Genomic DNA, 25,091 nt, shown 5'->3' with positions numbered 1-25,091 from the left:
TCTAAATATACGTACTTTTTTAGGTATCATTGGGAATACATTTCTAGCAAATGCTGTATACATCATATATAATCGACTCAAATGGACAAAAAAATGCGTATTATCCATGTTCCACGCCGTTTCGTAACCGATGAATGGGGAGGCTCTGAGACTTTCATAGCCGAAACCTCCTATCGCCTTGAAAAAAAAGGCTACCAGATGGAAATCTTTACATCCAAGGCACTCGATACTACAGGGTTTGAGTTATATAGGGGCATTCCAATAAGACGGTTTTCGTATAGCTACCCGTATATTGGGCTATCAAAGAAATCAAGGGCAATGCTTGATAAAAAAGCCGGGAACCTTTTTTCTTTTTCACTGATGCACGCCCTGCAGAAAACCAAGGATGTCGATGTAATCCATCTGGACACAGGCAAACGCCTTGGCGGAATTGTAAGGTATTGCGCACTGAAAAAGCATATCCCGTATGTCATTTCCCTGCACGGGGGAAACCTTGCCGTCCCCAAGGAAGAACAGGAAACCTGGACCGAACCTACCAAAGGGACCTTGGAATGGGGAAAACTCCTTGGTTTATGGGTAGGGTCCCGGCGCGTTCTGAATGATGCTGCGGCCATCATCTGTGTCGGAAAAGATGAATACGAGGCTATGTCAAAGAAATTCCCTGACAAACAAGTCGAGTATCTGCCCAACGGTGTCGATATCGACCGATTTGCATACGGCAATGGACCTTCTTTTCGATCTCTCCATGGTATCGGCAAAGATAGGTTCGTGTTTTTGACAGTTGCAAGACTGGATGTGCAGAAGAACCAGCTGGGTTTGGTCAGGCAACTCCCCTCCATGGTAAAAAAAATTCCCAATGCACATCTGGTTTTTCTCGGCCATATAACCAGCAAGGAATATGTCGCTACCCTTACTTCTGAGGCAAAAGCCTTGGGCGTAGAGGATAGAATCACCCTTATCGGGGGAATTCCTTACAGTAGCACCGAATTAGTCGATGCCTACCACAGTGCTGACTGTTTCGTATTACCCTCCCTGCATGAACCGTTCGGAATGGTAGTCCTTGAAGCCTGGGCCAGTGAAAAACCCGTTGCAGTTTCCCAGCGGGGAGGTTTGACCTCCTTGGTCTCGGAGGGCAAGGATGGAATGTTCTTTGACCCTGAGGCACCAGAGGACAATGCATCAAGTATTTCATCCGTGCTAGGCAATCTCGCAGCAAACCCTGAACTAAGAAAGAAACTTGGGGAAGAGGGTCTAAAGACTGCAAAGGAATCCTATAGCTGGGATAGCATCACGAGTCGTCTTGAGACAATCTATAGGAGTATCAATGAAAATTCTGTTTCTTAATACGACAGGGGGTTACTTCGGGGGAGTCGAACAAAACATTGCATTGGCAACCAAGGGGCTCACAGAAAGGGGTCATATCTGCTTTTTTGCATGCCAGAAAAATTCAGCAGTTGAACAACAAAGCTTCGATGCATTGTTTACATCGACGTGGAACCTGGGCACAGTTCCCTTGGATTCGATACTGGCACAGACGAAACCTGAGGTAATCTATGTACATAAATTCGACGATATAGAAAGTGTAAGGCGAGTATCTAAAAACATCCCCATTGTCCGAATGATCCATGACCATGACCTTTATTGCCCCCGCAGGCACAAATATTATGCCCTATCCCATAAAATATGTACCAAGAAAGCTGGAATTGGGTGTTATCTCGATTTGGCTTTTCTCGAGAGAGGCCCTAAAGGAATTGCGTTTACTTCTATCAGGAACAAACTCAATGACTTGAATGAAAACCGTAAACTGCATACGTTGATCGTAGGAAGCAACTACATGAAAGGTGAGTTGCTCCGCAATGGATTCTCCGATGGCCAGATTGCCCTGCTCCCACCGTGCATCGCTCCTTTTGCAGAGCCCCCAAAAGAATTTCCAAAAGAAAATACGATACTGTTTGTAGGGCAGTTAATCAGGGGAAAAGGAGTAGACACCCTCATCAAGGCCTTTGCTCTCTTGAAAAACAGATATCCCTTTCCAGTTACCCTCGAAATTCTCGGGACTGGCAACGATTTGGAAAATCTCCAGACACTTGTACAGGAAGAGGGGCTGACAGAGGTTGTGAAATTTATCGGTTGGGTTTCCCACGATAAATTGGTTTCTTTCTATGACAATGCATCGATTGTTGTCGTTCCTTCGCGTTGGCCGGAACCGTTTGGCATGGTCGGGGTCGAGGCGATGTTACGCCAGCGCCCCGTTGTAGCGAGTAAGGTAGGGGGAATCCCCGACTGGCTTGAAGATGGTAAAACAGGATTTCTGGCTCCCTCGACAGAGGCCCAGGCCTTTGCCGACAAGATGTTGATTTTACTCCAAGACAAAAAACTTGCCCGAGAATTTGGGATGGCGGGTTTTAGGAAAGCTGAAACAGCTTTCTCCTTTGCTACCTATTGCGAGAGACTTGAAACTATACTGATGGGGGGAAACCTATGATTAAAATCGGCTGTCCCAGTTTCGGAACTGATTGCGGACGTTCAGGTATCGGAAGCTATTTCAGGGAACTCCTTGATCGGTTCGAAAAAACACCCTATGCAGAAAACTACTCCTTCGAGCTGATAGGACCGAAAAAAGACAGGGACTATTATCTTGAGGGAAAGAAAAACATTTCCTGGTACCAGGTAGAAAATGCGGACAATTCCCCCATGCAGAATTTCTTCTGGAATCAATTCAAGCTTCCAAAAATCTGTAGGGAAAGGGGCTATGACCTCTTGTTCCTACCTGCTGCAAACAGAAGAATCTGTGGCTGGGCGCCCTGCCCCAGTATCGGGACTGTTCACGACCTTGCAACCCTGCACCTCAAGAACAAATATGATTTTTCCCATGCAGTCTTTAATAGAAATATGCTGCCCTTTCTTACCAGAAGGCTGGACAGCATCATAACGGTAAGCCAGTTTTCCAAAGATGATATCATTAAATTTGCCCAGGTTCCCCCAGAGCGGGTAACTGTTATTCCCCTTGCAGCAGATAGCAATCGATTTTTTCCAGGAAAAGACCGCAAGGTTATCAAAGACAGGATGCGTGAAAAATTCTCTATCTCAAAACCCTACATCCTCTATATTTCCCGGCTTGAACATCCAGGAAAAAACCATGTAAACCTTATCAAGGCCTTTAATCTGTTCCGTGAAGAGACTTCCACTGCATACCAACTGGTTCTCCCCGGCCCCGACCGTGAGCGCTCAGACGAGATCCATGCTGTCGCACAAACCTCCCCTTTTTCCCAGGATATCAAATTTTTGGGTTTTATTGACAATGCAGATGTAGCCGACCTGTATAGGGGTGCAGAATTGTTTGTCCTACCCTCTTTCTTTGAAGGATTTGGGTTGCCTGTGCTGGAAGCCATGGCCTGTGGCACGCCTGTTATTACCTCTGATGCTGCCTCGCTTCCCGAAGTAAGCGGTCCCCATACTCCCCATTTCGATCCTTCGAGTTGTGAGCAGATAAAAAAAGCAATGATGCAGGTATTGGAAAACACAGAAACCAGGGAATGGCTCTCTGCGCAAAGCCTTGCCTGGGCTGGTTTATATTCCTGGGAGAAAACGGTTGAACAAACCATGGTTATTTTTGATAATGCGCTAAAACAGAACAAAAAGGGCAAATAGTATGGATGCATATGTGATTATTGTTGCGGGGCCTTCGATTCCCCGGGCACAAGAATTCTCAAAGATATTGTCACAGAGGCTTCCCCAATCAGCTGTAATAGACTGCCATACCTTCCTCCCTTTAGGGAAAACCCCTGAAGAAGCATCCCTTCTCTTTTCGGAAGAATACCTCAGGCAGACGATAGCACAACGCCATAACGAGCCCTTTTTGATTATCTATAGCGACAATATCCTCTCTCGGGCACCCTTCCGCCAGATTGCAAACCTGAAATTGTACGTTGAAGTGGATGACCTTGCCCTTACCTCTGATGCTCTCCAACATTTCCAGGACTCCAAAAAAGTAACCAACCAGGCAACCAAGGGTGTAAAAAAGAAATCCGGGCTCTCTGCCGATATCGAGAAAATCCTGAAAAGCGAGCAGGAACGTATCGAATTCGAAGTAGCCTCTTCTAAACACTATGCAGATATTGTCATTGCACCGGACGAAGAGGCCGAAGAGGCCGTTATCAGTATCGTGAGATATATCCAAAGGACAGACCCTAAAGAAGTACAGAAACGACTTTCCGAAAGTGAGCGAAAAAAAAGGATTGAACAAATGGAGAAGCAACTGGAAGGCTCCATTTTCAAATCCAGAAAGGCAAAGCTTAAAAGGAGGCTCTGGACCTACGTAATCAAGGCTACCTTGGTTTTCAAGCGGACTGTGGATATCGTGGTTTCCCTTTCTGCACTCTTGCTTCTTTCTCCCCTCTTTGCTGTAGTATCGCTGTGCATCAAACTAACTGATGGGGGATCGGTTATTTATGTCCAGACGCGAATTGGAAAACAAGGAAAACCTTTCCCATTTCCTAAATTCCGCTCCATGGTGATGAACGCTGACAAAATGAAAGACAACCTGCTCGACCAAGCGGAACGCAAAGGCGATGTCACTTTCAAAATGAAAAAAGATCCCCGGGTTACCTGGATAGGACGCTTTATCAGGCGTTTCAGTATTGATGAGCTACCTCAAATCTGGTGTGTTCTCAAGGGAGACATGTCCATAGTCGGGCCCCGGCCTCCAGTACCGAGGGAGGTGGCCCTCTATACCCAGGAAGATCGGCGTCGCCTGGAAGTTACTCCTGGGCTTACCGGAATCTGGCAGGTAAGCGGAAGATCTGATATAGGATTCAAGCAACAGGTAGAACTTGATGTCCTGTATATTGAAAGCCATGGTTTCTGGCTCGACCTGAAGCTCATATTCAAGACCATCCCGGCTGTTCTGACAGGCAAGGGAGCGTATTGATATGGATAAAACCAATCCTGGTATATTCTTTCTTTTAGGCATCCCTATTCTCAACATCACTATGGCTGAGGCACTGGATTTACTATTCTCGTCCCTTACCGACCAAAAGGAAACCAAGGAAATCCATTTTGTAAATGCCCATTGTATCAACGTGGCAGCAAAACAGAACGACTACCTTGCAATCCTAAAAAACGCAGAGGCAATTTTTCCTGACGGTACAGGAATCAGAAAAGCAGGCGAAGCACTGAAAAATCCCATCATTGACAACGTCAATGGAACGGATATGTTTCCTCTGCTCTGCGAACGTTGTGCACAGGAAGGTAAAACAATCTATCTGCTCGGGGCAGGACCTTCAATAGCCGAAAAAGCCGCCCATTGGGCAAACGCTCATGCAAAAAAAGACATCATTGCAGGTTTTCATGACGGTTTTTTCTCTAAGGATGAAGAAAAAGGAATAGTAGAGGCCATCAATGCCTCGAAAGCCGATATCCTGCTCTTAGCCATGGGAGTACCCCGTCAAGAGCTTTGGATCCATGCCCAGAAAAACCTTCTTACCGTACCGGTGGCAATGGGAGTCGGGGGGTTGTTCGATTTCTATTCCGGTTCCATATCCAGGGCTCCTTCCTGGATGAGAAAGACAGGGATAGAATGGGTCTGGCGCTTACTTATGGAACCAAAACGTATGTGGAAACGCTATATTATCGGTAATGCCGAATTCCTTCTCAGAATAAACAAAATCAAACGCAACAGAAAGAAGGCTAACAATCAATGAAAGCGATCTGTGACTTTACCAAAATTCCATTATTTCAGACCAATGGGCAATCCTTCGAGTATCCTGCATGCTTTCTGCCAATGCTGGGGAAAGCCTTTGTTCAGCATATCGTTGAATATGTCGAACGGTCAGGTATTCACGAAGTAATGATTTTCCTCTCCCAGCATGCCGATGAATTAGAGCAGCTTATTGGAGACGGGGAACGATGGGGAATCACAATAACCTATTCCTTACTTAAAAAAAGCGCCAAGGTATCAGACCGGGTAGCTTCCAGTGAGGCCATCGGTGAAAACGAATTGTTTCTGTTTTGCAACAGCCTCCAGCTCCCCTTCTTTTTAAAAGAACACCTGCTTAAACCGATGCGTTTCAGCGATGAGAAAACAGGAAGGGATCTCCTGTGGAAAGTTTGCACCAAGAACGACCTCACAGAAGGGGCAAAACAAGAACTGCAAGAAACCAAGGTCTTCTCGCTGGATGTCCGCTCTGCAAACGCCTACCTTGACTCCCTCCATAAAATCCTTGCAAGAAAGGGTGAAGGCCTCATCATGATGGGAAAAGAAATCCGCGAAGGGGTTTGGGCTGGTCCCGGTACCAAGATTTCCCCCACGGCAACCATCGTAGCCCCTGTCTATCTTGGGTCCCAGGTAAATATTGGGTCCCAGGCAATTGTCGGTCCGGATTCGGAAATAGGCAACGGCTGCATCATTGACACAGAAAGCAGTGTGATCAACTCCTCGGTACTTGCAGGAAGCTACATAGGGAAGAATCTTTACATCCAAGGCTGTCTGGTCAATCAAAACAGAATTCTCAAAGCCGAGCTAGACACAGTGTATACCGCTACCGATGACGTATTGTTTTCCTCGGTAGAAAAAAGTATTCCAAAGGAAAACACCTTCAAATCTCCCTTGCTTTCCAGGTTGCTGGCATTGGTACTCGGTCTTGCAACCTGCCCAATATACGCCCTACTTATAGTGATTCAAGCCGTGGAAGGAAAGAAACCCTTGCATTCGGTAACCATAATACCCATTCCCCAGAAAACGAGTTCCGAAAATCTGTTCAAACCGTATGCAAAGAAAATCAGAATCCTAAGAGATCGGTCAGAAACCCAAGGAATCCTGTTTAAGCATTTGCTCTGGCATCTCATACCGGGTTTCTGGACAATTGCCTGGGGAAAATCCAGGTTTTTTGGCACCCCGTTGAAAACTACGGAGGAATACGAACACCTCACCAAGGACTGGCAAGGTCTGTACCTGCAGTCGAAACCGGGAATTATTGCAGAGGCCGATATTCTCTATTCTCGGTATCCGAACGAAGAAATGCTCTTTGCCTCAGAGATGTATTATAGGGTTATGGATACCCCCGGTTACAATGCCAAGCTGCTTGTAAGGTATTTTAGGCTGTTGTTCTCCAGAAGAAATGACCAAGCTTAGTTGTATATTTTCCACAGAGAAAGGAAAGCCTCTGCTTCCCGGTTCCACTTGGGGTTCGACACTTGCACGTTATCCAATAACCCGGCCAGTTGCCGGTATAATTGTTCGCGCGGATAGCGAAGGGATACCTTTCCACGTTTGAAATTCTTCACCAGGTTCCTAGGGATTTTCTTATGCGTATGCTGCTCGTTTTCCCGAATGAAGGAATCATCAGCATAGGCACTCGCCGACGCCCATGATTTCCCAGTTCGTTTTGATTCCACATAGAGGAGTACAGAAACCCAATAACCGGCAATCAAGCGAAGGTCTTCAAGGGTATTCTGCTGGAAAGGAAGGCTGTCCGGCCGAAGCTTGAAAGTCACAGCCTCTTCATACAGGCCTTTCAATTCTCCAAGGTTTTGAAAACCTATTGTTGGTTTGATTCCTTTTACCCTTTTAAGTCGTTCATGCAAGGGTGGTACATAATTTCCTGCCTGTATCAAGAGGCTGTCTCCAAAGGAAAGCGTACATTTTTCCCTGTTTCTGCGAATGAAATCAGGATCAGGCATTTGGTGGGCAGGGTCAAGGGTTAACGCCTGGGCTTCTCTGATAGCCTGCAGAAGACCCGACCCCCTGTTTAAAAGGAGGCGAAGGGCATCGACCTGGGGTATAGGTTCAAGCAAATAGGAAGGGGCATTTTCCGTAAGGATTTTCTCATCCCCGAGCAGGACCACGTGGGCCTGCAGAAGGTCCTGATACATCAACTGGAGGGGAAGATGCTTGATATCGTTGACGGTGAGGGGCTTTCCAATATCGACTTCGATGTTGAGCATATGTTCGTATTTTTTGGTAACGGCAATCACATCAGGGGGGACAGCCATGTTCTTTTCTACAATCAGGAACAAATCGAAATCATTGTAGAGAGACTCTTTTCCTTCACGAAGGACACAGGCCCCATCCCCCCTGCCATATCCGCCCCCGAGAACCAGAGCGACAAAATCAGCAGGCATCGCATTGCGAACGTCCTTTGCAAGGGACTTAAGGGTTTTCCCTATAAACTCATTGAATCCTACCGACCCTTCCCGTGCATATACCATTGGCAGTTTACCCATTGCTTGTATCCTTCTTTCTCAGACCTTCCGTAAAGCCTTGTCTTCGCCCAACCATTTGGGAGAATCGCAAAGCAAGGGAATAGGGCAATAGCCCGGCCTTCTTCTGTTTCCATACATATGATGCATCACTTTTTACCTGACGGAGATATGGAAGGAGGGAATAACGGAGAAACGACCGTTCCCACCTAGTCCAGTTGAAAATCTGGGCATCGGCTTTCCCTTCGCCTTTTTGGCGTTTCTTGAATTGTGCAAATGTATAGTTATGGGAATGATATACTTTCGACTCCGCTGCATATGCTATGGTCCATCCCTTCTGGCGAGCTCTCCAAGTCCAGTCGATGTCTTCAGAATACTGTATATCTATACTAAACTGCATTGTTTCCCAGCATTCTCTGCGTATCGCAGAAGAAGCCATGGAAAAACAATGTTTCCAATATTTCTGCCTTGACCCGTCTCCAAAGGTATCCTCGGTGTCCTTGGCAAACAAGGGAAAGCAATCGGGTCGGGGCATCTGCCTTGAAAACACTGCGGCAACGGAATCATCACTGAAGCCCGCAATCAAGTTTTCCAGCCAATAGGCATCGACAGGGGTGCAGTCGGAATTCAAAAAGACTACATACGGATAGGAAGACTGGATAGATTGCATCGCCTCATTGAGGACAGAACCTGGAACATAAGTCCCCTCAGGGACTCTATGGACACATACAGGGTACAAAGGAAGAATATCCAGTGTGCCATCGGTAGAATCGTTGTCGAAAACATGTATCTCACACGCAAAGGTCTGCTTTTCTAACATTTGCAGGGTAGGCTCTATAAGCTGCTTGTCATTATGCGACCTGACTACTACAGGAATGGGAAGTGTCATGCTTACGTTTCCCTTCTTGGCTGTTCCAGACATCGGTCTATTTCCTGCTTCATCAGCCTATAGAGATCATCCAGACGGACAGGATTGGTAGCCAATTCCACATTGGAAGAAAAAGAGGCAGTCGAATCGGCATCCTCAGGGGAATAACCATGCATGCCGGCAATAGTACGTTCACCCATATGGCTGGGAACTATCAGGACCCCGGCATTCATCAGGAAAAAAAGATCCCCGTACCGTTTATCCGGGAAGTCTACACCCCATTCATGCAGAACAGAATCAGTTAGTATTGTCCCTTGGGATACGGTTTGCAAAGCATCCCTTATTTTCTGTTCGGCACCTTCTGTAAGGAACCAGAACCGAGCCATCGTTGAATCATAGACAACTGCATAGTCCTTGCCAAACTGCAAACCAATGCGGTCAATAACCTGCCTGAGGTCAAAATCAGTATGCACGTCCGTCATTCCATGGTCTGAGAAAATAAAAAGCCTTACTTCCTCATAGTTTGAGCGGGCATCTGCAAGGAGTGTCCGGATCTTCCCTTCATACCAATCTATTTTTCTATCTACTTCTGTATGGTCTTTTCCATATTGATGCAGGATTGCATCCATGGAAGCCATATACAGATAGGCGAAGGAACAGTTTCTTGCCTCATCCTTAATTACTGATGAAAGGTTTTCCAGATTCTCCATCTCACAAGCCTTCCAGTCGGCAAGGAAGAAATCGATGTTATTGTCGCGGGCATAGTCCATAATAGTTGGACTCCCACTATTAATCCCACCCTTCTGATACAGGTCTTTTTTTTCGGTATAGTCAAAATAGTGCAACATCCGAAAAGGCATGTTATATATGTTGAAATAGCCGGTGTACTGTAACCGTCTCCTGATGATTTTTCCTGCAACGGAACGTACCCTGTTCCGACTGGACAACGCCTTGGGAACCAGGCGCATCATCTGGATAAAGGGAGATCCCTTGAAAGGCGATCCGACAGGATCGTAGGCATAAAAGGAAAAATGCCCGTGGGAACGGGGAAGCAAACCAGTCAGGATTGTTGGATCGCAGGTAGCGCTATAGCCAAAGATGGTCTGTAATGATTGCTTGTGCACAAGTTCATCATCGAGAAACGAATGGTTCTTGAGAATTTCCCAGCCCAGTGCATCGATGAAAATACAAAGACTCAGGGAATTCTTTTTCTTCTTTTCCTTAGGCATCTTTGAGTTCCTTTTATTTTTATGCTAGCGTCAGATTGTCTAGGTATGGGAGAACGAGGCTAAAGCTTCTTCCTTCGTGTTGAACACCTCGATAATCTGGTGGAGACGGACCAGTTCAAACAAAACCCGAACAGGTTTGGTAACGTTGCAAAGCTTCACATCGCCACCCTTCTGATTCAGTTTTTTCAGGCAGAAAAGGAAAATACCAAGCCCGGAACTATCGAGAAAGGTTACTCTATTAAGGTTGATGACTATGTTCATCTCAGCGTCGAGATACGGTTCGAGAGCAGCCTTGAACTCCTTGGCATTCGCTGCCGTTAAAGTTGTAGACTCGACTTCGATGACCATAGCTTCAGCTTCTTTCGTTGCAATCATGGGTAATCCTCCGAAACAGATGTTTCATATATTCATATTTATACCATACCTATAGCAAATTTTGGAGAAATAATCATCAGGCACTTTGCAGTTGCCCTATTTTAGGCATTGCATCGGGGGACAACCGGTTTTATAGTAAGGCATGCATAATGTCGGTACACTGAAAAAAACAAGAACACTTTTCCTCCTCTTGTCATACCTCTCTGTGGTATTGCTTTCCTGTAACGGGGGAAAAGTGGAGCAACCTAGCCTCACTGTGTCAATGGCAGCTCCAAAGGTACTGGTTGTTTCCTTTACCGATTCTTTCAATCCGGACAACCTGGTCTCGAATCCTCTAAAGAGCACCTCTTCCGATTGGGTGGTCAATGCTAGGCATCCCCAGACAGTGTATGTAGCAGCCAGAAGCAGGGATGAACTTCCAAAAACCCAAAAGGGAGACTATCCAATCGAGACCGAATATAAAATATATCTGGTTCTGGATGAATCATTTCAAAATGGTGAATCCTATATGGTCTCCGGCCCTTTTGGGTCGACTTCCTTCCTGTTCGACGATAAAACCATGTTCTGTGAATCGATTAAAGTAAATCAGGAAGGCTACCACCCCCAAAGTAGCGTCCGATATGCAAACCTTGGTATTTTCCTGGGAAACGGGGGATCACTCCTGTTTCCCTCCACCCCCGCATACAAAGTACTCGATGCAAAAACTCAGAACGTACTAGTTATGGGAAAGGCTGAGTTTCGAGGAGATGATACAAAAGTAGAGAAGAATCTGGTCAGTTCAGGTGAATATGTGTATAGGCTCGATCTTTCCGCTGTCCCTGAGGGAGGCCCCTATGTAATCCAGATTGAAGGATGTGGGGTTTCCTATCCCTTTGAAATTTCCTATACAGCAGTGGAACATATTGCCTACACCTATACCAGGGGCTTATACCACCAACGCTGTGGAATTGCCCTGCAAAAACCTTATACGGAATTCACCAGGGATGCCTGCCATACAGAAGTCGGCCTTACCCGCAATACCTGGTCTGCTTCCGGTAAAATCGAAGTAGATTCCCGCAGTCCAATGCTGGCAATATACGGGGGCTACCACGACGCAGGGGATTTCGACCGGCGCCCCTACCATACCATCATTCCAATCCTACTGTTAGGCTATTATGAGGCCTTCCCCGATCATTTCATAGACAGCCAATACAATCTCCCGGAATCGGGAAATGGTTTACCCGACTTCCTTGATGAGGCACTGTGGGGAATAGCAAGCTGGGAACAACTCCAGATACTGGATGAGAGGGACCATCAGAGGGGTGGGATTATGGCAGGGACAGAAACCAGCGGCCACCCGGAATATGGGAAAACCAATGCAGCTACCGATTCACTCGTGTATGGGACATGGGCAGTATCAGAAGAGGTTACCGCCTACGGGGCGGGGATGATGGCCCAGGCTGCCAGGTTGCTTTACGCCTTCCCTCTTTGGAGGACCAAGGCACAGGAGCTCTTTGACCGAGCAATGCTTGCCTGGAATTACCTGGACACAAAAATGACAGACAAAGGCTTCTATACAGAAAATACCGAGACATCGGCCATGCTCTATGCCTCACTGCAACTTTCCCTTGCCCTTCCTCTCTTTGAGCCCCAACTGGAACACCTGCAAGAGAAGCTTCAAATTTTATTTGAAACGCTGGCAACAAAACTCTTGGTTGAAGATGGGTATTGGCCCCAGCAATATAGGCCGGGAAACGCCTATGCGCAGATTCAGACGGTGCATTTCAGCAGTTATCTGTTAACACAGAAACCCCATGACCTTATGCTAGCCGAGACACTGAAAAAGCTTGTGTTCGACCAAGCGGACAAGGGAGGCTACATGGGTTTCGATATGGAGAAAGCCTTCTATCCCCAAGGAGCCACGAAAACCTACGGATGGGGAGCTGCCACTGCCCAAGGGCGATACGCAGATGTATATGCCTTTGCCTATAGAATGGAAACCGATGCAAAGAAAAAACAAAGCCTATTCGACATCCTCTGTCAATTCGGCGATTATGATTTAGGTCTCAATCCACTGGGAAAAAGCTTTGTCACTGGGCTTGGCGTAGACCAAGTGCAAAGCCCCCTTCATCTCGACTCCTGGTTCACCAGAAACGAGCAAGGTCTTGGAAATGTCCCAGGAATCTTAGTCTATGGGCCTTCAGAGGAACGTAGTAAAGCAGAATACCAGATGATTGTATCAAATACACTGTTTCCCAGCTGGGACAAGCTACCATTGCAGAGACGCTGGGCTGATGGCTGGTCGCTGGTCAACAATAACGAATTTACGGTATGGGAAACCATGGTCTGGAATATATGCCTGTATGGGGTTCTGAACACCCCAACCGAAGGAAAGTCATCTACCCAGTAATATTTTCAAGCCGTTAAAAAGGATTCCTTTAGGATTGAAAAAATACTCTTGTACATAGACTTGCGAGCAATACGATTGCCAATCGTTCTTCCATCCCACGACATTACCGCCAAGATGGAACTGTTTCACTCCTGATTCGCTCATATTCCGAAGCATTCCCAGAAACACTGTTTTCCCAGGACTATACGTCTTGAAGTCAGGGTCATAGCCTATCATCAGGCACCAACAACGATCTTTTGCCCGCAAGGCATACAGAAAGGCAATGTGTTTCTCGCCTAGGTCAAGAAAATATAAAACTGGAAAGAGCGAGCCTGCCCATACTTTCGTATAGTCAATTAATTTTGATTCATATACAGCAACATCTACTTTTGGACTTTCTTCCATCCATTTATATTGCCAGGTCTTCCTAAGCAACTCTAAAAACTCGGTCGATTCCCTTGTAAAGGAAGCCTCATCAAGAAGTCCAAGGTCAATACTATTCAACTTTGGAACCTCTGAAAAAGCGTTACGTATTCTTTTTTCCTGTTTCTTGATATCATGGAGGTTATGTATGGCAATTGCCCCAGAAAAGAATGCCTGAGCATCATGGATTTCCACGATTGGGTAATCTGCCTCTTTCTTAACAGCCCATCGGGAAAAGATGGCAGAGGTCTCCAAAACCAATTCAGAAGGAGGCATACGATGCCAAGATATCAGGTCAGCCCCGGTGATCTTCCGGATGTTTTGAGAGTTCCTGCGTTCTTCCAGGATTTTCTGCAAGGTATAGTGGCACAGATCCAAAGAATGAACGAAAAAACAGTTATCCATGAAGTACAGGTCATCAAAAGCAATCAGTTCCTTTGGTTTTCCAAATCTTGTAGTATCGGTAACTAAGCGAAACAGCCCATATCCTACAAGCTTTCGGTCAGGACCTTTCGCAATCTCTATCAGGAAAAGGGGATAACGACCAAGAATATCAGATTTCCACCAGATATGGGCAGCAGAGAACAAATGAAAAGGAGAAAGGGTACCATGCAAATCCAGTTCAAGCTGGGAAATAGCATCACAATGGGGAACCCAATCAGTTTCGCTTTCCAAAGCAGTAACGGAGAGGGAAAAATCCGAAATATCAGCAGAAGGAAGCGAAAAGGATTCAAACAACCTTGGTCCGTGAAAAACCCCCAACCTTCTTCTTGTCCTTTGTTTGGCATGCAAGGACTGGAAAGTCACCCCAAACAAACAGAAATACCGATACCATTCCAATTCTAAGACCCCTAATTTCCGATGGGCACGAATACTTATCGTATTGGCCTTGTCAATAAGAACGAAGAATTCTGTTCTTCCTTCCTTTTGGAGGGCCTCTTGGATTCCGCTGATCAAAAACCTATAGAGCTGCTTTCCCCGTTCTTCAGCCTGAATGAAAGTATCGAAAATGTATGCTTGTTGACGGGAACAGCACAAAGTATATCTCTCATCATCCTCAAAGAGATTGACCGAGGTCATAACCCAACCATAGCCTACAAGGTTTCCTGACACATCAAGCAACACGAAACATAATGCGCCTTTCTGTAACCGACCGGCAAAGAGCTTTTCCCCCTGGGCCTCATCTTCCATTTTCCGACATTTAGCCATTGCCTTGATGTTTTCGATTGTACCGGGGACAACGGAATAGAATTCATTGACAGAAACTTCTGCAACTTGTACAGGAACCTGGAAAAGTCCTGTCTGCGAATAATCAAACAGCCCATTTCCTACATGTAAGCGCCTTGTCAATTTCCGTAAAGCCACCAAAGACAATCTGGGCGCGAATTCAGCTTTCTTGGTTATCATTTCTTGCTTTTACCTTCTTTTTTTTCATAACAAGGCATTTCAAATTTGACCGAAGCGTCTTCCCATATAACCTGAGATGATAGGAATTGGTAGATTGCTTTGTCCAGAGTTTCTTGTATTCGAGGTATTCTCCTCCAAATTCAAGTCGGCAATATTCCCGTTTAATACTGTCCTGAATAATTTCTGAAAGAATTGCATTTCCGGGAGACCACTGCGAAAATTCTTGGTTATACGTTCCGAAAAGCATATACAGGCTACCTTCCTCATACAAGTTCAACTCATAGGCAAGCAGGGTATTGTCAGCCTTCAGTAAACAGATATCCAGCAATCCAAGTGGAGCAAAAACCTTTGAAACCTGGCAATAAAACTCCCAGAGCTTCATCGCAAGATTACCATGCTCCAATAGATATTCGGCCTGCCAGCTTTTTTGGAATAGAACCAATATTTCTTCAAGGACAGTATCAAGCCCATAGGCTGCAAACTCTTCTGGTGTCCTAAGGCGGATGAATTGGTAATCGGGGTACTTTTCCTGAATCAACCGGGTATAGCGACGGATTTTTTTCCGATGGCCCTGAGTCCGTTCCTTCAAATAATCATCCCACGATAAGGTCAAATCAAAATGGGGTTGCTCATTAAACGTCTCGATATCATAGGAAAGACCTGCACGGTCCAGTTCGCTTGTCAGTTCTTCCAGACCATTTCCCATTGGATCTAATTTATAGAAATCATAATAATCTACAGTAGAGTCAAAAAAATCACGAAATGTTTTCATAGCCTCTGCCATGATGGAGGCATTTTTGGCAATGAGAGGATAGATTCGCTGGGAATTGTACTCAACAGTCCGAACTACAGAATGTGGCAGTATCCTTCCGGGCTCGCTCAATTTATTGAACAACCCTATTGCCTGGAGGACCCCGTCTGAGTCGTAAAATCGGCAAGGAACCATGTGATTTCCCTCACCATAGACAGAAAGGCCGATTTCAATCCACTCCAGCCGACAAAAAGGGGTTTTATAAGGCAACTCAGACAACAATAGTGACCAATCCTTACGAAAATCGTCTTGCAGTGGCCAAGGAGCCAACTCACCTTTCAGTTGGATACCAAGGTCGTCAGAATCTAAACACTCCATTCTCTATCGCCTCCCTGTGAGGATATGTTTCTATGAGAAATCCTTTATACAATATTTATTGGTATTTATCATAACATAGATTACACTCTTTACATGAAAATACTGGTGATAACGAATTTATATCCACCTTATGTTCTTGGCGGATATGAAATTCTTTGCGGCCAAGTGGTTGAATACCTCAAGAACCGTGGCCATGAGATACATATTTTAACTTCCGACCATCAGAGCAACCGCCGTGAAGGAACCATTGAGAGAAGCCTTCATCTTTTCCAACCCTTCGCCCAGCAAGCTGGCTATCAGCGAAAGGACAGGATCAAGACTGCCAGATATAACAAACTGGTGACCTCCCAGTGTATCGAAGCAGTAAAACCTGATGTCATATTTATCTGGAGTTTGCTTCGTCTCACCCCTTCGACTGCTAAGGTTAGCGAAAAATCGGGTATCCCGGTTGTCTATACCTTCAACGATGAGAATATTTCCAGTTTTTTGGACCACCGTTTCGGTCTTTTACCAAAACAGTTCGCCCATTGGCTTCTCGACACCTTCATAAACCCCGAGATTACCCTCAAAGGCCTCCTATTCAGAAATACAACCTGTATCAGCAACGTGGTAAAACGCAACCTCATCAAAAAAGGGGTTTCTATCCGGAATTCCCAAATCATCTACCAAGGAATCCCTCTCGAGCAATTCCCTTCAAAACAGGATTCCGAGAGACATACCCCGGTGAAAATCCTCTATGCTGGACAACTGCATGCCTACAAGGGGGTCCATACGCTAATCTCAGCCTTGTCCATCCTCCAGAAAGACAAATCGCTACCTCCCTTCTCACTCACGATTGTAGGGAAAGGCCCAGAGGAATATACCGAGCAACTGAAAAAGGCAGCACAGGGACATTCCCTCACTGTCGATTTCAAGGGACTTGTCCCCCATGACCAGATGGCTTGTGTATACCGAGACCATGACCTTTTTGTATTTCCCTCCATCTGGGAAGAGCCCTTCGGGCTCACCCATCTTGAGGCAATGGCAAGCGGACTCCCTGTTATAAGCACCGCAAACGGTGGTCAAGGGGAATTCCTTGTTGATGAAAACAATGCCCTGACTTTTCTTCCGGGCAATGAAGAGGATCTTGCCAGACAAATCAAAAGATTGCTTTCAGACCCTGTTTTGTCTGGCAACATTGCAAAAGCCGGCCAAGAGACTGCGATTGCGCAATTCTCCTTCGACCGTTATGTAGATGAACTGGAGACCCTGCTCACAAAATCAAGACAAGAGACATCCAGATAATGAATTGCCCCTACTCATAATTCAGGACGAACTTTGTCTCGTTGATGGAATGGGCCCGTCGTCTAACCGCTTCTTTGGTATAGGAATGGATAATCTGCATGCCCCTGCCATGTGTATTGGAATCATTATTCAGCAAGTCGAAGAAGCTGTCCATGGAATCCTCTTGCAGGGGAAGGGGCCATTCAATGGCATTATCCCTGAAGATAATGATTATTTCCTGACCATAGGAAATTTCAAGGCAAATAATCTCGTTTGACTTCCCCTCCAAACCATGCTGAACAATATTGCTCAAGAACTCACTCACAATCAAGCGTACCTTGAATGCCTGCAACTCATTCCCCCCGGAATGCAACACATACGTCTCGCAAGCTGCAGAAGCCTCATCAACCGCATGTAAATTTGATACAAGTTCATAATAGAAAGGTTTCTGCTCTTCTTTTTGGGGTAACGCCTGAAAGGAAACAAAGGTAAAATCATCATTGCGGGTCGTATACCCTTCCTCATCGATTATTCTGAAACAATCATGGGGAACCATTATACAATTGGAAACCTGGATTTCCTCTTTGAGGATTTCATTGAACCGGCTGAGACCCAATTGTTCGTTTCTCGCATTGAAACACTCAAACACCCCGTCGGTGATAAGGCATACAGTATCATCATAGGAGAAAGGAAGAATCTGCACTGAAGACTCATCGTAGACATGGTCCTCAATCCAACCCAACGGGATATCACCCTTTTTATCAAGAAGGGTAATCGATGAAGTCTTTTGGTTCAGAACCATAAGGGGAGGATGACCGGCATTCAGGCTGGTAATGGTCATTGCATTGAGGTCAACAAGGCAATAACACATAGTCATATAGTTATTGTTAAAAAGGCGCTTGCTCAAAATACCATTCAACTGGGTAACTACGGCAGAGGGAGAATTCAAATCCTGCTCACTTCTGATTACCATATTGAAAATTGATTTCACTGCAGTCATTGTCAAGGCTGCCTGCACCCCATGACCCGAGATATCGGCAATGTAGATTACATACCGGTTCTCCTGTAATTGGATACAATCGAAAAGGTCTCCGCCGATTTTTGCCCAAGGTTGGTAATTTGAAGAAAACAACAGGTCTTTTTGAAGTCTGAACCACGGGGGGAGGATGTAATTCTGGATTGATTGTGCGGTATCGAGATCCTCCATGATATCCTGATACAGTAACTGAAGCTCATTTTCAGCCTGGTGTCTTTCAAAAGCCTCCGAGATGGATATGGAAAACAGGCCATACATGTCTTTCTCTATATCCGACCAAACCCGTTCGCTGGTACAGTCACTGATGGAAAGGAAACCATAAAACGTATCTTTTACAAAAAGGGGAAGCATTAAAATTGATTTTATCTGTTCTTTTTCCAACAAAGTCCTGGTAATTCCAGGCTTTAGGGCACTTATGATTGCAGTGACTGCTTTTTTAGACCCAAGAATATCCATAAAATTACTTATAGCACTGCCAAGAATTGTAAAAGGGGCCGAGATATCGCTCTCGCCCAGATATCTGTCAGAAACCCACCCAGAATACCTGTTGACATGTTTAACGTTATGTTCTTGATCAGGACAATTTATATAGCAACAAATCCTATCGACATTCGTTGCATTCCCAAACAATTCAAAGGTATGGTAAATCGCTTGTTTAAAGTCTTTTGATTTCAGTAATTCCTGTGTTGAAAGTGCAAGCGAATTGAGTAATTTATCTCGTAAGGTAAGGTCCTGTTCCAGTTTTACCCTGCTGGATATATCAACGGCAATCCCGCGAAACCCAGTGACCTTGCCCATATACTGTATAGCTGAAATGATCAGGTTGACCATAAAGAGCTGTCCCCTGCTGTTCTTCATCCAGATGTCAGCTGAAGTCAGCGGCTCCCCGGATTCAACAAACTTGAGAAGTTGCCGTACATGCTCAATCTCATTTTTGGGGAAAAAATCGAATATTTTCTGGGGATGGAAATCATCGGAATCAATTTGTTTGAAAATCTCCTGGGTTCGCTGGTTAAAAAAAGTTACCTTATAATCCTGGTCCAGCTCAATAATCAAACCGGGCAGCATGTTTGCCATTTCCATAAACTGTTGGCTGCTCTTTTGCAACTTCGTGTTTTGCAGACAAGCTTCACACGCCGTTCCCAACTTATGGTTAAGCTGACGTAGGGCCTGTAGGATCTTTTGGTCCAAGGGTAGGTAACGGGTATAGAGTATGAGAATACCCACACTAGAGATGCTCATGAGATGGTAGGTTCCTGTGTCCCCATCAATGGAGAGGGTTATCGAATCATCTGCAATGGTATAATGCAAAAGATTCTGCATGAGTTGCATAAAGGAGGCATTCTTTTCAATGTTCCGGGGAATCGAATAAGCGATGGACAAAGGCGACATGGGACTTTCTTTCTTGTCGATCAGGATTACCGCCCCCCTGGTGCAGCAAAGTTCCTCCATATAGGTAGCAAGGCTTTTTCCAAGCATCTTCCGCAAATCCAGGGAATCCCCGATGGAAAGCAGAATACGATAACTGATACCGTCAATTTCCTCTCTTGTCATGCACTTATCTCCCTAACGTCAATCTACATATACGGGCATTACTTTTGTAAGGACAATTCCCTCCAAGGGAATTCGGGTAGATCCCAGACGAGAAAGCGACTGGGTAATCTGATTCGGTTTCAACATATCACAGGCAGTAACATAGAGTATCGCATCTGCATAATTGGCAAGAATCTCAGAATCAACAGTATCCCCTACAGGAGGACCCTCAATAATGATTATTGAATACTGTTGTTTCAACTCCTCCATGAGTTCCCTCATTCTTGATGATTGCAAAAGATCAGGTACTACGGCCTCCCCTTCACGGATAATCATATCGACCCCGGAAAGGCTTGTCTGGGTTATAAGGTCGGCACTATCTGCAACCTTGAAAGAAAGATATTCCCCCAACCCGGCCTTTTTTTCGACAGAATCAGAGCCAAGATTCAGGTTGTAGGGTTTGAAGGGAGATTCATAATCGGTCTTTCGTATCTGGGCATCGATAACCAGGACATGTTCATCCTGACGGCCAAAGACCATTGCAAGGTTGATTGCAAGGGTACTCTTCCCTTCCCCGTCAGCAGTACTGGTAATAAGGAACGTTGCACCACTCTTCGGATATTTCAAGCGAAGAGGCCTGGCAAGAATCCTATACCGTTCAATGTGTTCAGATTCTTTGGTCTTATCGGGAAGCAGCAATTCAGTGTGCTTTTCAAAGGGGAAGACGGCAATAACCGGTTTTTGCAGTTTTTGCTTTGCATCCCCTGCCGATTTGATTCGCTGGTCGGTAATTACGAGAATGAGCAAAGCTGAAAAGCCAATTAAAAACACCATAAATGCGGCGACTACTGCAATAAGTTTCCGATTGGAATCCTGAGGCAACAAAGGTACCTCGGCATTAGAGATGACATAGAAATCAGAGTGATCTTTCTCTGCTACAATCTTGAACTGGGTGAGTACTTTTTCCAGCCCACGGGTCTCTGCTTCCAAGGAGGCTACCCTTCCTGTAAGTACAATATAATTTTGATTGAGTTCCGGAAGGTTGATATAGTTCTTACTCAAGAAGTCATAGCGTTTCTGGTCAACCTCATATTGCATTTCCAGCTTGATAAGTTCGAGTTGGTTATCCAGCAGCATAACCCGCACAAGTTTTAGATATTCGGATGAGGCGACACTATCGCCACCGCCTACGATAGTCATGGACCTGACTTTCTCGGTTTCAGCTTTCAACGTTTCAATTTCTGCCGAATACTGATGGCTTGCCATGAATGACTCATAGTTATATTTAGCTGTTTCATATTCCGAGCGGGTAATCAAACCACGTACATAATCGTTCTCGGCAATCTCATAGAGTGTTTGTAATCGTTCCTCTTCGATTGGATTGGTGCTATTTGCCTTAATCTCATCGATTTTCTGGGAAATCTGCTGGATTTTGTTATTTGCCTCATCAGAGGTAAGACCTACGGACTTTGCCTCGGTCTGACGTTTTTGCTCTTCAATGTCACTCATATTGGCGGTCTTGATAGCTTCCTGGATTTTTTCCACCCTTTGCCTATAGATTTCGACCTGTTGCTTGTTTTTCTCCAGGGAAAGCTCAAGGTCCACCAATTCCGAAGCATACTTGGGGGATTCCGTGGCTATATCCCTGATATTATGCAATTCGATGAATTTTTTGAATTCAGACTTTGCCGTTGCCAATTCGTTGGTGGCAGATGCAAATTGCATTTTCAACGTCACCAGCCGGTCTTGGATTTCATTGCTGATCATACTATTGTTGTTGGAAAGAAAAATATCCCGGATGGTATTTGCAAGAAGTTTCGCCTGCTCAGGGTCCTCGGACGTTGCAGAGATAAACATCAGGTTGGTATCGCGTGCAACATCGACACTAATCGAGGAGCCTAGCTGGTCAAGGGTTTTTGCTACAGAAAGCTCACGCCGTAGCTCCTCAAGATTGGGAAGCGTCTTCACCATGTTGACTTTGTTCCACAACGAAGTATCAGAAGCATCTTGCTTGACCAAGCCTGCCCCCTGCTCGTAGGAAAGCTCAGTCCCCTCGCCTACACTCTGGTAAATCTTGAAAGTATCAGGTACATAGGATTCTATAGGTTGATAAAACAACACGGTAGTAGCTTCGTATTTCTGGGTCCCCAAAAGCAGGGCGGAGATGGCTCCCACAGGAAGGGCGAGAATACAGATGATGAGAATCCATACCCATTTCTGGCGAAGCGTCTTAAGTACCGTTTTAAGTTCCAACGGTAACCTGAACTCTTCTTGTTTCAAAGCCATTTCCTCTGCCATACACTACATCTCCTTTACGGGGGGCTTGTGCGTGAATTTTCCGATAATCGTCATTTTCATTTTCTTGTCAGTATAGAAAAACCAGAAGATGATAAGATAGGCAAGTCCACCAGGTATAGCTTTGATTATCAAATCCCACACAGAATTAACCGGATAGAAATACGTAATTGCAAATCCGATACCTACCAGTACGATTCCAGGGAGACAGGTAGGCAAAAATACCTTGGTAAGGTACCAATGGGCTGGAAATTCATACTCTTTTGCAGCTCTCGACAGAGTCAAAAGTACATTGTTTACAAAACTGGAGATAACCGTCCCCAAGGCAATGCCTACAAGGCCAAGGGGCCTTACCAGCAAAAGACTTGACCCAATGTTCACAATAATGGAAAGAATGGAAACCTTTGCCGTGAATTTTTGGTTACCGGTCATTGTCAATACATTCGAGGCTACGAGTTCCGGTATGGAAATCATGAACGAGGTCATCAACAGCAACAGGGGGATGGTTGCATCTGCAAATTCTGAACCTACCCAGAACAGGAGAAGGTCCTTGCCAAAGACATAGATAGTCGCAGTAAGGATTACCCCGGTAGCCATTATGTATTTCGAAAGATCAAGCAAGAGGAAACGGATAGAATCGTATTCCTTTTTTTCCTTGAGCTCGGAAATAAGCGGGGTAAGGACATTAACCAGCTGCTTGGTCAGAAGGAAGGCATACTCGGAAATCTTGATTGCAACAGAATAGAGGCCAACCAGGGAAAGGTTCAAGGTTATCTGGATTATAATGACATCTGTTTGGAACAACACCAAGCCAGCAATGGTTGTCAAAAATGAATAGAAGCTGAAGGAAACGGCCTCTCGAAAATATTTTTTCTGTATTTTCCTGGGAGAAATAGAGAGCATTGCAACTTTTTTATAGGCAAATAGAAAGTATAAGAGATTTTCCAGCAGAAAGGAAACACAGTTGACGATTGCAAGATAGACCACACCTTTGCCTTGACTGAGAACAACAAAGGCAGAACCGGCATACAGCAAGGTTCCAATGGTCTGGATAATATTTATCTGGTAAATCCGTTGTTCCCCGAACAAAATACCTTTAAAAAGACTGAGAGGAATCTGAATCAGAAGGGAACGCAAACCTAGTATCAGAAGGACAGCCACCGCAGTACTCTGCAAAGGTTTGGGAATGGAGAATATCTTTGCATAGAAAAACGAGAACCCACCGAGCAGCACCATTCCCACCAGGGCAACAAGGACATAGACAAAGAAAACCGTACTGAGCATATGGTTGCGGTATTCATATTCGCCGGTAACCCTCGATTCCCCTGTCCATTTGACGACACCCAGGCCAAACCCAAAATCGAGCAGGGAAAAGAAGCCTATCAGGGAAAAGGAAAGCGTCCAGAGACCGTACATATCCTGTCCCAGGCTCCTGATAATAAAAGGAATGAGCCAAAAGGAGACAATCATAGAAAAAAAGAACCTAATATAGTTGGTTGCTGCATTGATAGTAACTTGTCTGGTCCGGGACATCTTCTCCATTATTGGTCTCCCCCAAGGCTGCGTGATTGTTTCCTTTTCTGCAACTTCACACTATAGATAAGCGCCTGTCCAAAACCCACCGCAACAACCAGCTGGTAGAGAACTGTAGATTGCCGAATTACCCACTCATAGAAACCTATCAGAAACAACACAAAGAAACCAACGGCCAAAGCCAATAGCAACCGTTGCTCCAGGCTTTTCCATGAGATTCCATAGATTACCATTGATAAGCCGAATAGTACAACAATTGAAATAAAAGCGTACATACCTCCATAGCCCATCTCCGCAGCGGTTAGCAGATAGATATGGTGGGCAACCCCGCCTTCCTCTTCATTTTTCATTACCTCGAAATGTTCCCTATATTTTTTCAGGTCAGTCAATATTTGCGAGTATTGGTTCAACCCAACCCCGATTTCAAAGTCATCGGCCATCATGATTGCAGCTATCTCAAATTCATTTCGCGCTTCCCCACTCGACTCAGGTGCATTGAGAAACCGGTCGATGACCGTATCCATGACCATAAGGCCACCAAGCACCATACAGGCAATCAAAAAAGCAATGGTAAAACGCATGCGTCCCGTTCGCTGGGTCTTATGGATTGCAATCACTATTGCACATACCATAGAACCTGCTGCAGTAACCATCCCTGTCCTTGAACCGGTAGAGAAAATGGCAAAGACAAGGCCCAGTGATGCAAAAAAACCCAAAACAAACCGAACTTTTGACAGATTGCTGTCAAAGATAACCCAAGTGAGCAAAACGCATAAAATGATGAGACAAAAAGAGGGGACGGTATTGGAGTGGTCGAAAAACGCATTCGTCCGATATATACCATCGAGATATTTTTGTTTGAAAGAAATTGCCCCGAGAATCCACCCTGTAGCAATATACCCCTGCATCAGAGCCAGAATTGCATCATGGTCAAAGTCTTCCGTTGCAAAAAAATTGAGTACACACCAATACATGAACCCCATCCTGAACAATTGCCAGACAACAAACCAGCCGTAAACCTGATACATGGACTTCTGTACATTTATGATGGCAAACACAAAGAAAGCAAGTAACGGAAAGAGGAACCTTGGGTGCCAGATAATCTTGCTCCCTGTCCTGAGCAACATACCAATAACAAGCCCCATTGCAATGATATCAGCAAAAGTCACCTCAAAGCCCCTTACCGGACCTCGATAAAACTCCATGGACATAATATTGATACTGAATTTAGACCCAAAGAGAAAAGAGACTACCATAACAGAGAAGGCAAGTCTCTTGAGTTGTTTCGAAAATGCTGTTGCCCCTGCAATTACGGGAACCCCAAGCACAAGGGCCAGGGTGAAAATCACATATTTCATATCATTGCGAATCATAACACACAATACTTGCCAGACGGTAGAACCTTTTGCAGGGACATTGTATTTCCTTTCTTG

The 25,091-nt window shown here is 45.2% G+C and carries 18 protein-coding genes; 8 read left to right on the top strand and 10 right to left on the bottom strand.

Annotated elements, in window-relative coordinates:
- Positions 1-81 precede the first annotated feature (81 nt).
- Genes SPIGRAPES_RS11270 through SPIGRAPES_RS11245 form a run of 6 tightly spaced genes read left to right on the top strand, consistent with a single transcriptional unit; the run spans position 82 to position 7,132 of the window.
- On the top strand, positions 82-1,344 hold the full coding sequence (locus SPIGRAPES_RS11270; RefSeq protein ID WP_041384633.1) for a glycosyltransferase family 4 protein: 1,263 nt from the start codon (positions 82-84) through the stop codon (positions 1,342-1,344).
- Positions 1,325-2,485 carry a glycosyltransferase family 4 protein gene (locus tag SPIGRAPES_RS11265; protein ID WP_014270878.1) on the top strand — a complete coding sequence of 387 codons (1,161 nt, stop codon included), beginning with the start codon at positions 1,325-1,327 and terminating at the stop codon, positions 2,483-2,485. The genes SPIGRAPES_RS11270 and SPIGRAPES_RS11265 overlap by 20 nt, the downstream gene beginning before the upstream one ends.
- On the top strand, positions 2,482-3,651 hold the full coding sequence (locus SPIGRAPES_RS11260) for a glycosyltransferase family 4 protein (RefSeq protein WP_014270877.1): 1,170 nt from the start codon (positions 2,482-2,484) through the stop codon (positions 3,649-3,651). Before SPIGRAPES_RS11265 ends, SPIGRAPES_RS11260 begins: the two co-directional genes overlap by 4 nt.
- Position 3,652: 1 nt before the next feature.
- Positions 3,653-4,930, top strand: a complete 1,278-nt coding sequence (locus SPIGRAPES_RS17255) for a sugar transferase (RefSeq protein ID WP_014270876.1) — start codon at positions 3,653-3,655, stop codon at positions 4,928-4,930.
- A 1-nt stretch (position 4,931) separates the two neighbouring features.
- Positions 4,932-5,702, top strand: a complete 771-nt coding sequence (locus tag SPIGRAPES_RS11250; protein WP_014270875.1) for a WecB/TagA/CpsF family glycosyltransferase — start codon at positions 4,932-4,934, stop codon at positions 5,700-5,702.
- Entirely contained in the window at positions 5,699-7,132 is a 1,434-nt protein-coding gene (locus SPIGRAPES_RS11245) for a sugar phosphate nucleotidyltransferase (RefSeq protein ID WP_014270874.1), read from the top strand. Before SPIGRAPES_RS11250 ends, SPIGRAPES_RS11245 begins: the two co-directional genes overlap by 4 nt.
- On the opposite strand, the gene SPIGRAPES_RS11240 is transcribed toward SPIGRAPES_RS11245, so the two are convergent.
- The 4 genes from SPIGRAPES_RS11240 to SPIGRAPES_RS11225 are packed head-to-tail and all read right to left on the bottom strand — an operon-like array spanning position 7,129 to position 10,671.
- Positions 7,129-8,223: a hypothetical protein gene (locus tag SPIGRAPES_RS11240; protein WP_014270873.1), complete on the bottom strand. Its 1,095-nt coding sequence runs from the start codon at positions 8,221-8,223 to the stop codon at positions 7,129-7,131. The genes SPIGRAPES_RS11245 and SPIGRAPES_RS11240 overlap by 4 nt on opposite strands.
- Positions 8,216-9,121 carry a glycosyltransferase family 2 protein gene (locus SPIGRAPES_RS11235; protein ID WP_014270872.1) on the bottom strand — a complete coding sequence of 302 codons (906 nt, stop codon included), beginning with the start codon at positions 9,119-9,121 and terminating at the stop codon, positions 8,216-8,218. The genes SPIGRAPES_RS11240 and SPIGRAPES_RS11235 overlap by 8 nt, the downstream gene beginning before the upstream one ends.
- A complete protein-coding gene (locus SPIGRAPES_RS11230; protein ID WP_014270871.1) occupies positions 9,091-10,296 on the bottom strand; it encodes an alkaline phosphatase family protein in 1,206 nt (401 codons plus the stop codon). The genes SPIGRAPES_RS11235 and SPIGRAPES_RS11230 overlap by 31 nt, the downstream gene beginning before the upstream one ends.
- Positions 10,297-10,335: 39 nt before the next feature.
- Entirely contained in the window at positions 10,336-10,671 is a 336-nt protein-coding gene (locus SPIGRAPES_RS11225) for an STAS domain-containing protein (RefSeq protein WP_014270870.1), read from the bottom strand.
- Between the two features lie 142 nt (positions 10,672-10,813).
- Between SPIGRAPES_RS11225 and SPIGRAPES_RS11220 the strand changes: the two genes are divergently transcribed.
- Complete coding sequence (locus SPIGRAPES_RS11220; RefSeq protein WP_014270869.1) at positions 10,814-13,060, top strand: glycoside hydrolase family 9 protein; 2,247 nt, start codon at positions 10,814-10,816, stop codon at positions 13,058-13,060.
- Here the strand turns inward: SPIGRAPES_RS11220 and SPIGRAPES_RS11215 are convergent.
- Together SPIGRAPES_RS11215 and SPIGRAPES_RS11210 are read right to left on the bottom strand one after the other, a co-directional pair.
- Positions 13,046-14,869, bottom strand: a complete 1,824-nt coding sequence (locus SPIGRAPES_RS11215) for a GNAT family N-acetyltransferase (RefSeq protein WP_014270868.1) — start codon at positions 14,867-14,869, stop codon at positions 13,046-13,048. The two genes, SPIGRAPES_RS11220 and SPIGRAPES_RS11215, sit on opposite strands and share 15 nt — an antisense overlap.
- Positions 14,850-15,998, bottom strand: coding sequence for a GNAT family N-acetyltransferase (locus SPIGRAPES_RS11210; protein WP_014270867.1), 1,149 nt, complete (start codon positions 15,996-15,998; stop codon positions 14,850-14,852). The genes SPIGRAPES_RS11215 and SPIGRAPES_RS11210 overlap by 20 nt, the downstream gene beginning before the upstream one ends.
- A 105-nt stretch (positions 15,999-16,103) precedes the next feature.
- Here SPIGRAPES_RS11210 and SPIGRAPES_RS11205 point away from each other — a divergent pair, with 105 nt between their 5' ends.
- Positions 16,104-17,282 (top strand): glycosyltransferase family 4 protein, encoded by a 1,179-nt coding sequence (locus tag SPIGRAPES_RS11205; RefSeq protein WP_172635094.1) that lies wholly within the window; start codon positions 16,104-16,106, stop codon positions 17,280-17,282.
- 10 nt (positions 17,283-17,292) lie between these two features.
- Here the strand turns inward: SPIGRAPES_RS11205 and SPIGRAPES_RS11200 are convergent, their stop codons facing one another.
- Genes SPIGRAPES_RS11200 through SPIGRAPES_RS11185 form a run of 4 tightly spaced genes read right to left on the bottom strand, consistent with a single transcriptional unit; the run spans position 17,293 to position 25,031 of the window.
- Entirely contained in the window at positions 17,293-19,851 is a 2,559-nt protein-coding gene (locus SPIGRAPES_RS11200) for an ATP-binding SpoIIE family protein phosphatase (RefSeq protein ID WP_014270865.1), read from the bottom strand.
- Positions 19,852-19,869: 18 nt separating this feature from the next.
- On the bottom strand, positions 19,870-22,128 hold the full coding sequence (locus SPIGRAPES_RS11195) for an exopolysaccharide transport family protein (protein ID WP_014270864.1): 2,259 nt from the start codon (positions 22,126-22,128) through the stop codon (positions 19,870-19,872).
- 3 nt (positions 22,129-22,131) lie between these two features.
- Positions 22,132-23,667, bottom strand: a complete 1,536-nt coding sequence (locus tag SPIGRAPES_RS11190; RefSeq protein ID WP_014270863.1) for a flippase — start codon at positions 23,665-23,667, stop codon at positions 22,132-22,134.
- Entirely contained in the window at positions 23,667-25,031 is a 1,365-nt protein-coding gene (locus tag SPIGRAPES_RS11185) for an O-antigen ligase family protein (protein WP_172635093.1), read from the bottom strand. Before SPIGRAPES_RS11185 ends, SPIGRAPES_RS11190 begins: the two co-directional genes overlap by 1 nt.
- Positions 25,032-25,091 lie beyond the last annotated feature (60 nt).

It is taken from the genome of Sphaerochaeta pleomorpha str. Grapes, assembly GCF_000236685.1.
Lineage (GTDB): Bacteria > Spirochaetota > Spirochaetia > Sphaerochaetales > Sphaerochaetaceae > Sphaerochaeta > Sphaerochaeta pleomorpha.
Note: the sequence above shows the minus strand (reverse complement) of the source record. Positions and strands in the feature narration are given on the sequence as shown.

What these genes read in the sequence shown, in the direction of transcription:
- SPIGRAPES_RS11270 (WP_041384633.1), top strand. Translation starts at nt 82, where the DNA reads ATGGACAAAAAAATGCGTATTATCCATGTTCCACGCCGTTTCGTAACC.
- SPIGRAPES_RS11265 (WP_014270878.1), top strand. Translation starts at nt 1,325, where the DNA reads ATGAAAATTCTGTTTCTTAATACGACAGGGGGTTACTTCGGGGGAGTC.
- SPIGRAPES_RS11260 (WP_014270877.1), top strand. Translation starts at nt 2,482, where the DNA reads ATGATTAAAATCGGCTGTCCCAGTTTCGGAACTGATTGCGGACGTTCA.
- SPIGRAPES_RS17255 (WP_014270876.1), top strand. Translation starts at nt 3,653, where the DNA reads ATGGATGCATATGTGATTATTGTTGCGGGGCCTTCGATTCCCCGGGCA.
- SPIGRAPES_RS11250 (WP_014270875.1), top strand. Translation starts at nt 4,932, where the DNA reads ATGGATAAAACCAATCCTGGTATATTCTTTCTTTTAGGCATCCCTATT.
- SPIGRAPES_RS11245 (WP_014270874.1), top strand. Translation starts at nt 5,699, where the DNA reads ATGAAAGCGATCTGTGACTTTACCAAAATTCCATTATTTCAGACCAAT.
- SPIGRAPES_RS11240 (WP_014270873.1), bottom strand. Translation starts at nt 8,223, where the DNA reads ATGGGTAAACTGCCAATGGTATATGCACGGGAAGGGTCGGTAGGATTC.
- SPIGRAPES_RS11235 (WP_014270872.1), bottom strand. Translation starts at nt 9,121, where the DNA reads ATGTCTGGAACAGCCAAGAAGGGAAACGTAAGCATGACACTTCCCATT.
- SPIGRAPES_RS11230 (WP_014270871.1), bottom strand. Translation starts at nt 10,296, where the DNA reads ATGCCTAAGGAAAAGAAGAAAAAGAATTCCCTGAGTCTTTGTATTTTC.
- SPIGRAPES_RS11225 (WP_014270870.1), bottom strand. Translation starts at nt 10,671, where the DNA reads ATGATTGCAACGAAAGAAGCTGAAGCTATGGTCATCGAAGTCGAGTCT.
- SPIGRAPES_RS11220 (WP_014270869.1), top strand. Translation starts at nt 10,814, where the DNA reads ATGCATAATGTCGGTACACTGAAAAAAACAAGAACACTTTTCCTCCTC.
- SPIGRAPES_RS11215 (WP_014270868.1), bottom strand. Translation starts at nt 14,869, where the DNA reads ATGATAACCAAGAAAGCTGAATTCGCGCCCAGATTGTCTTTGGTGGCT.
- SPIGRAPES_RS11210 (WP_014270867.1), bottom strand. Translation starts at nt 15,998, where the DNA reads ATGGAGTGTTTAGATTCTGACGACCTTGGTATCCAACTGAAAGGTGAG.
- SPIGRAPES_RS11200 (WP_014270865.1), bottom strand. Translation starts at nt 19,851, where the DNA reads ATGACAAGAGAGGAAATTGACGGTATCAGTTATCGTATTCTGCTTTCC.
- SPIGRAPES_RS11195 (WP_014270864.1), bottom strand. Translation starts at nt 22,128, where the DNA reads ATGGCAGAGGAAATGGCTTTGAAACAAGAAGAGTTCAGGTTACCGTTG.
- SPIGRAPES_RS11190 (WP_014270863.1), bottom strand. Translation starts at nt 23,667, where the DNA reads ATGGAGAAGATGTCCCGGACCAGACAAGTTACTATCAATGCAGCAACC.
- SPIGRAPES_RS11185 (WP_172635093.1), bottom strand. Translation starts at nt 25,031, where the DNA reads ATGATTCGCAATGATATGAAATATGTGATTTTCACCCTGGCCCTTGTG.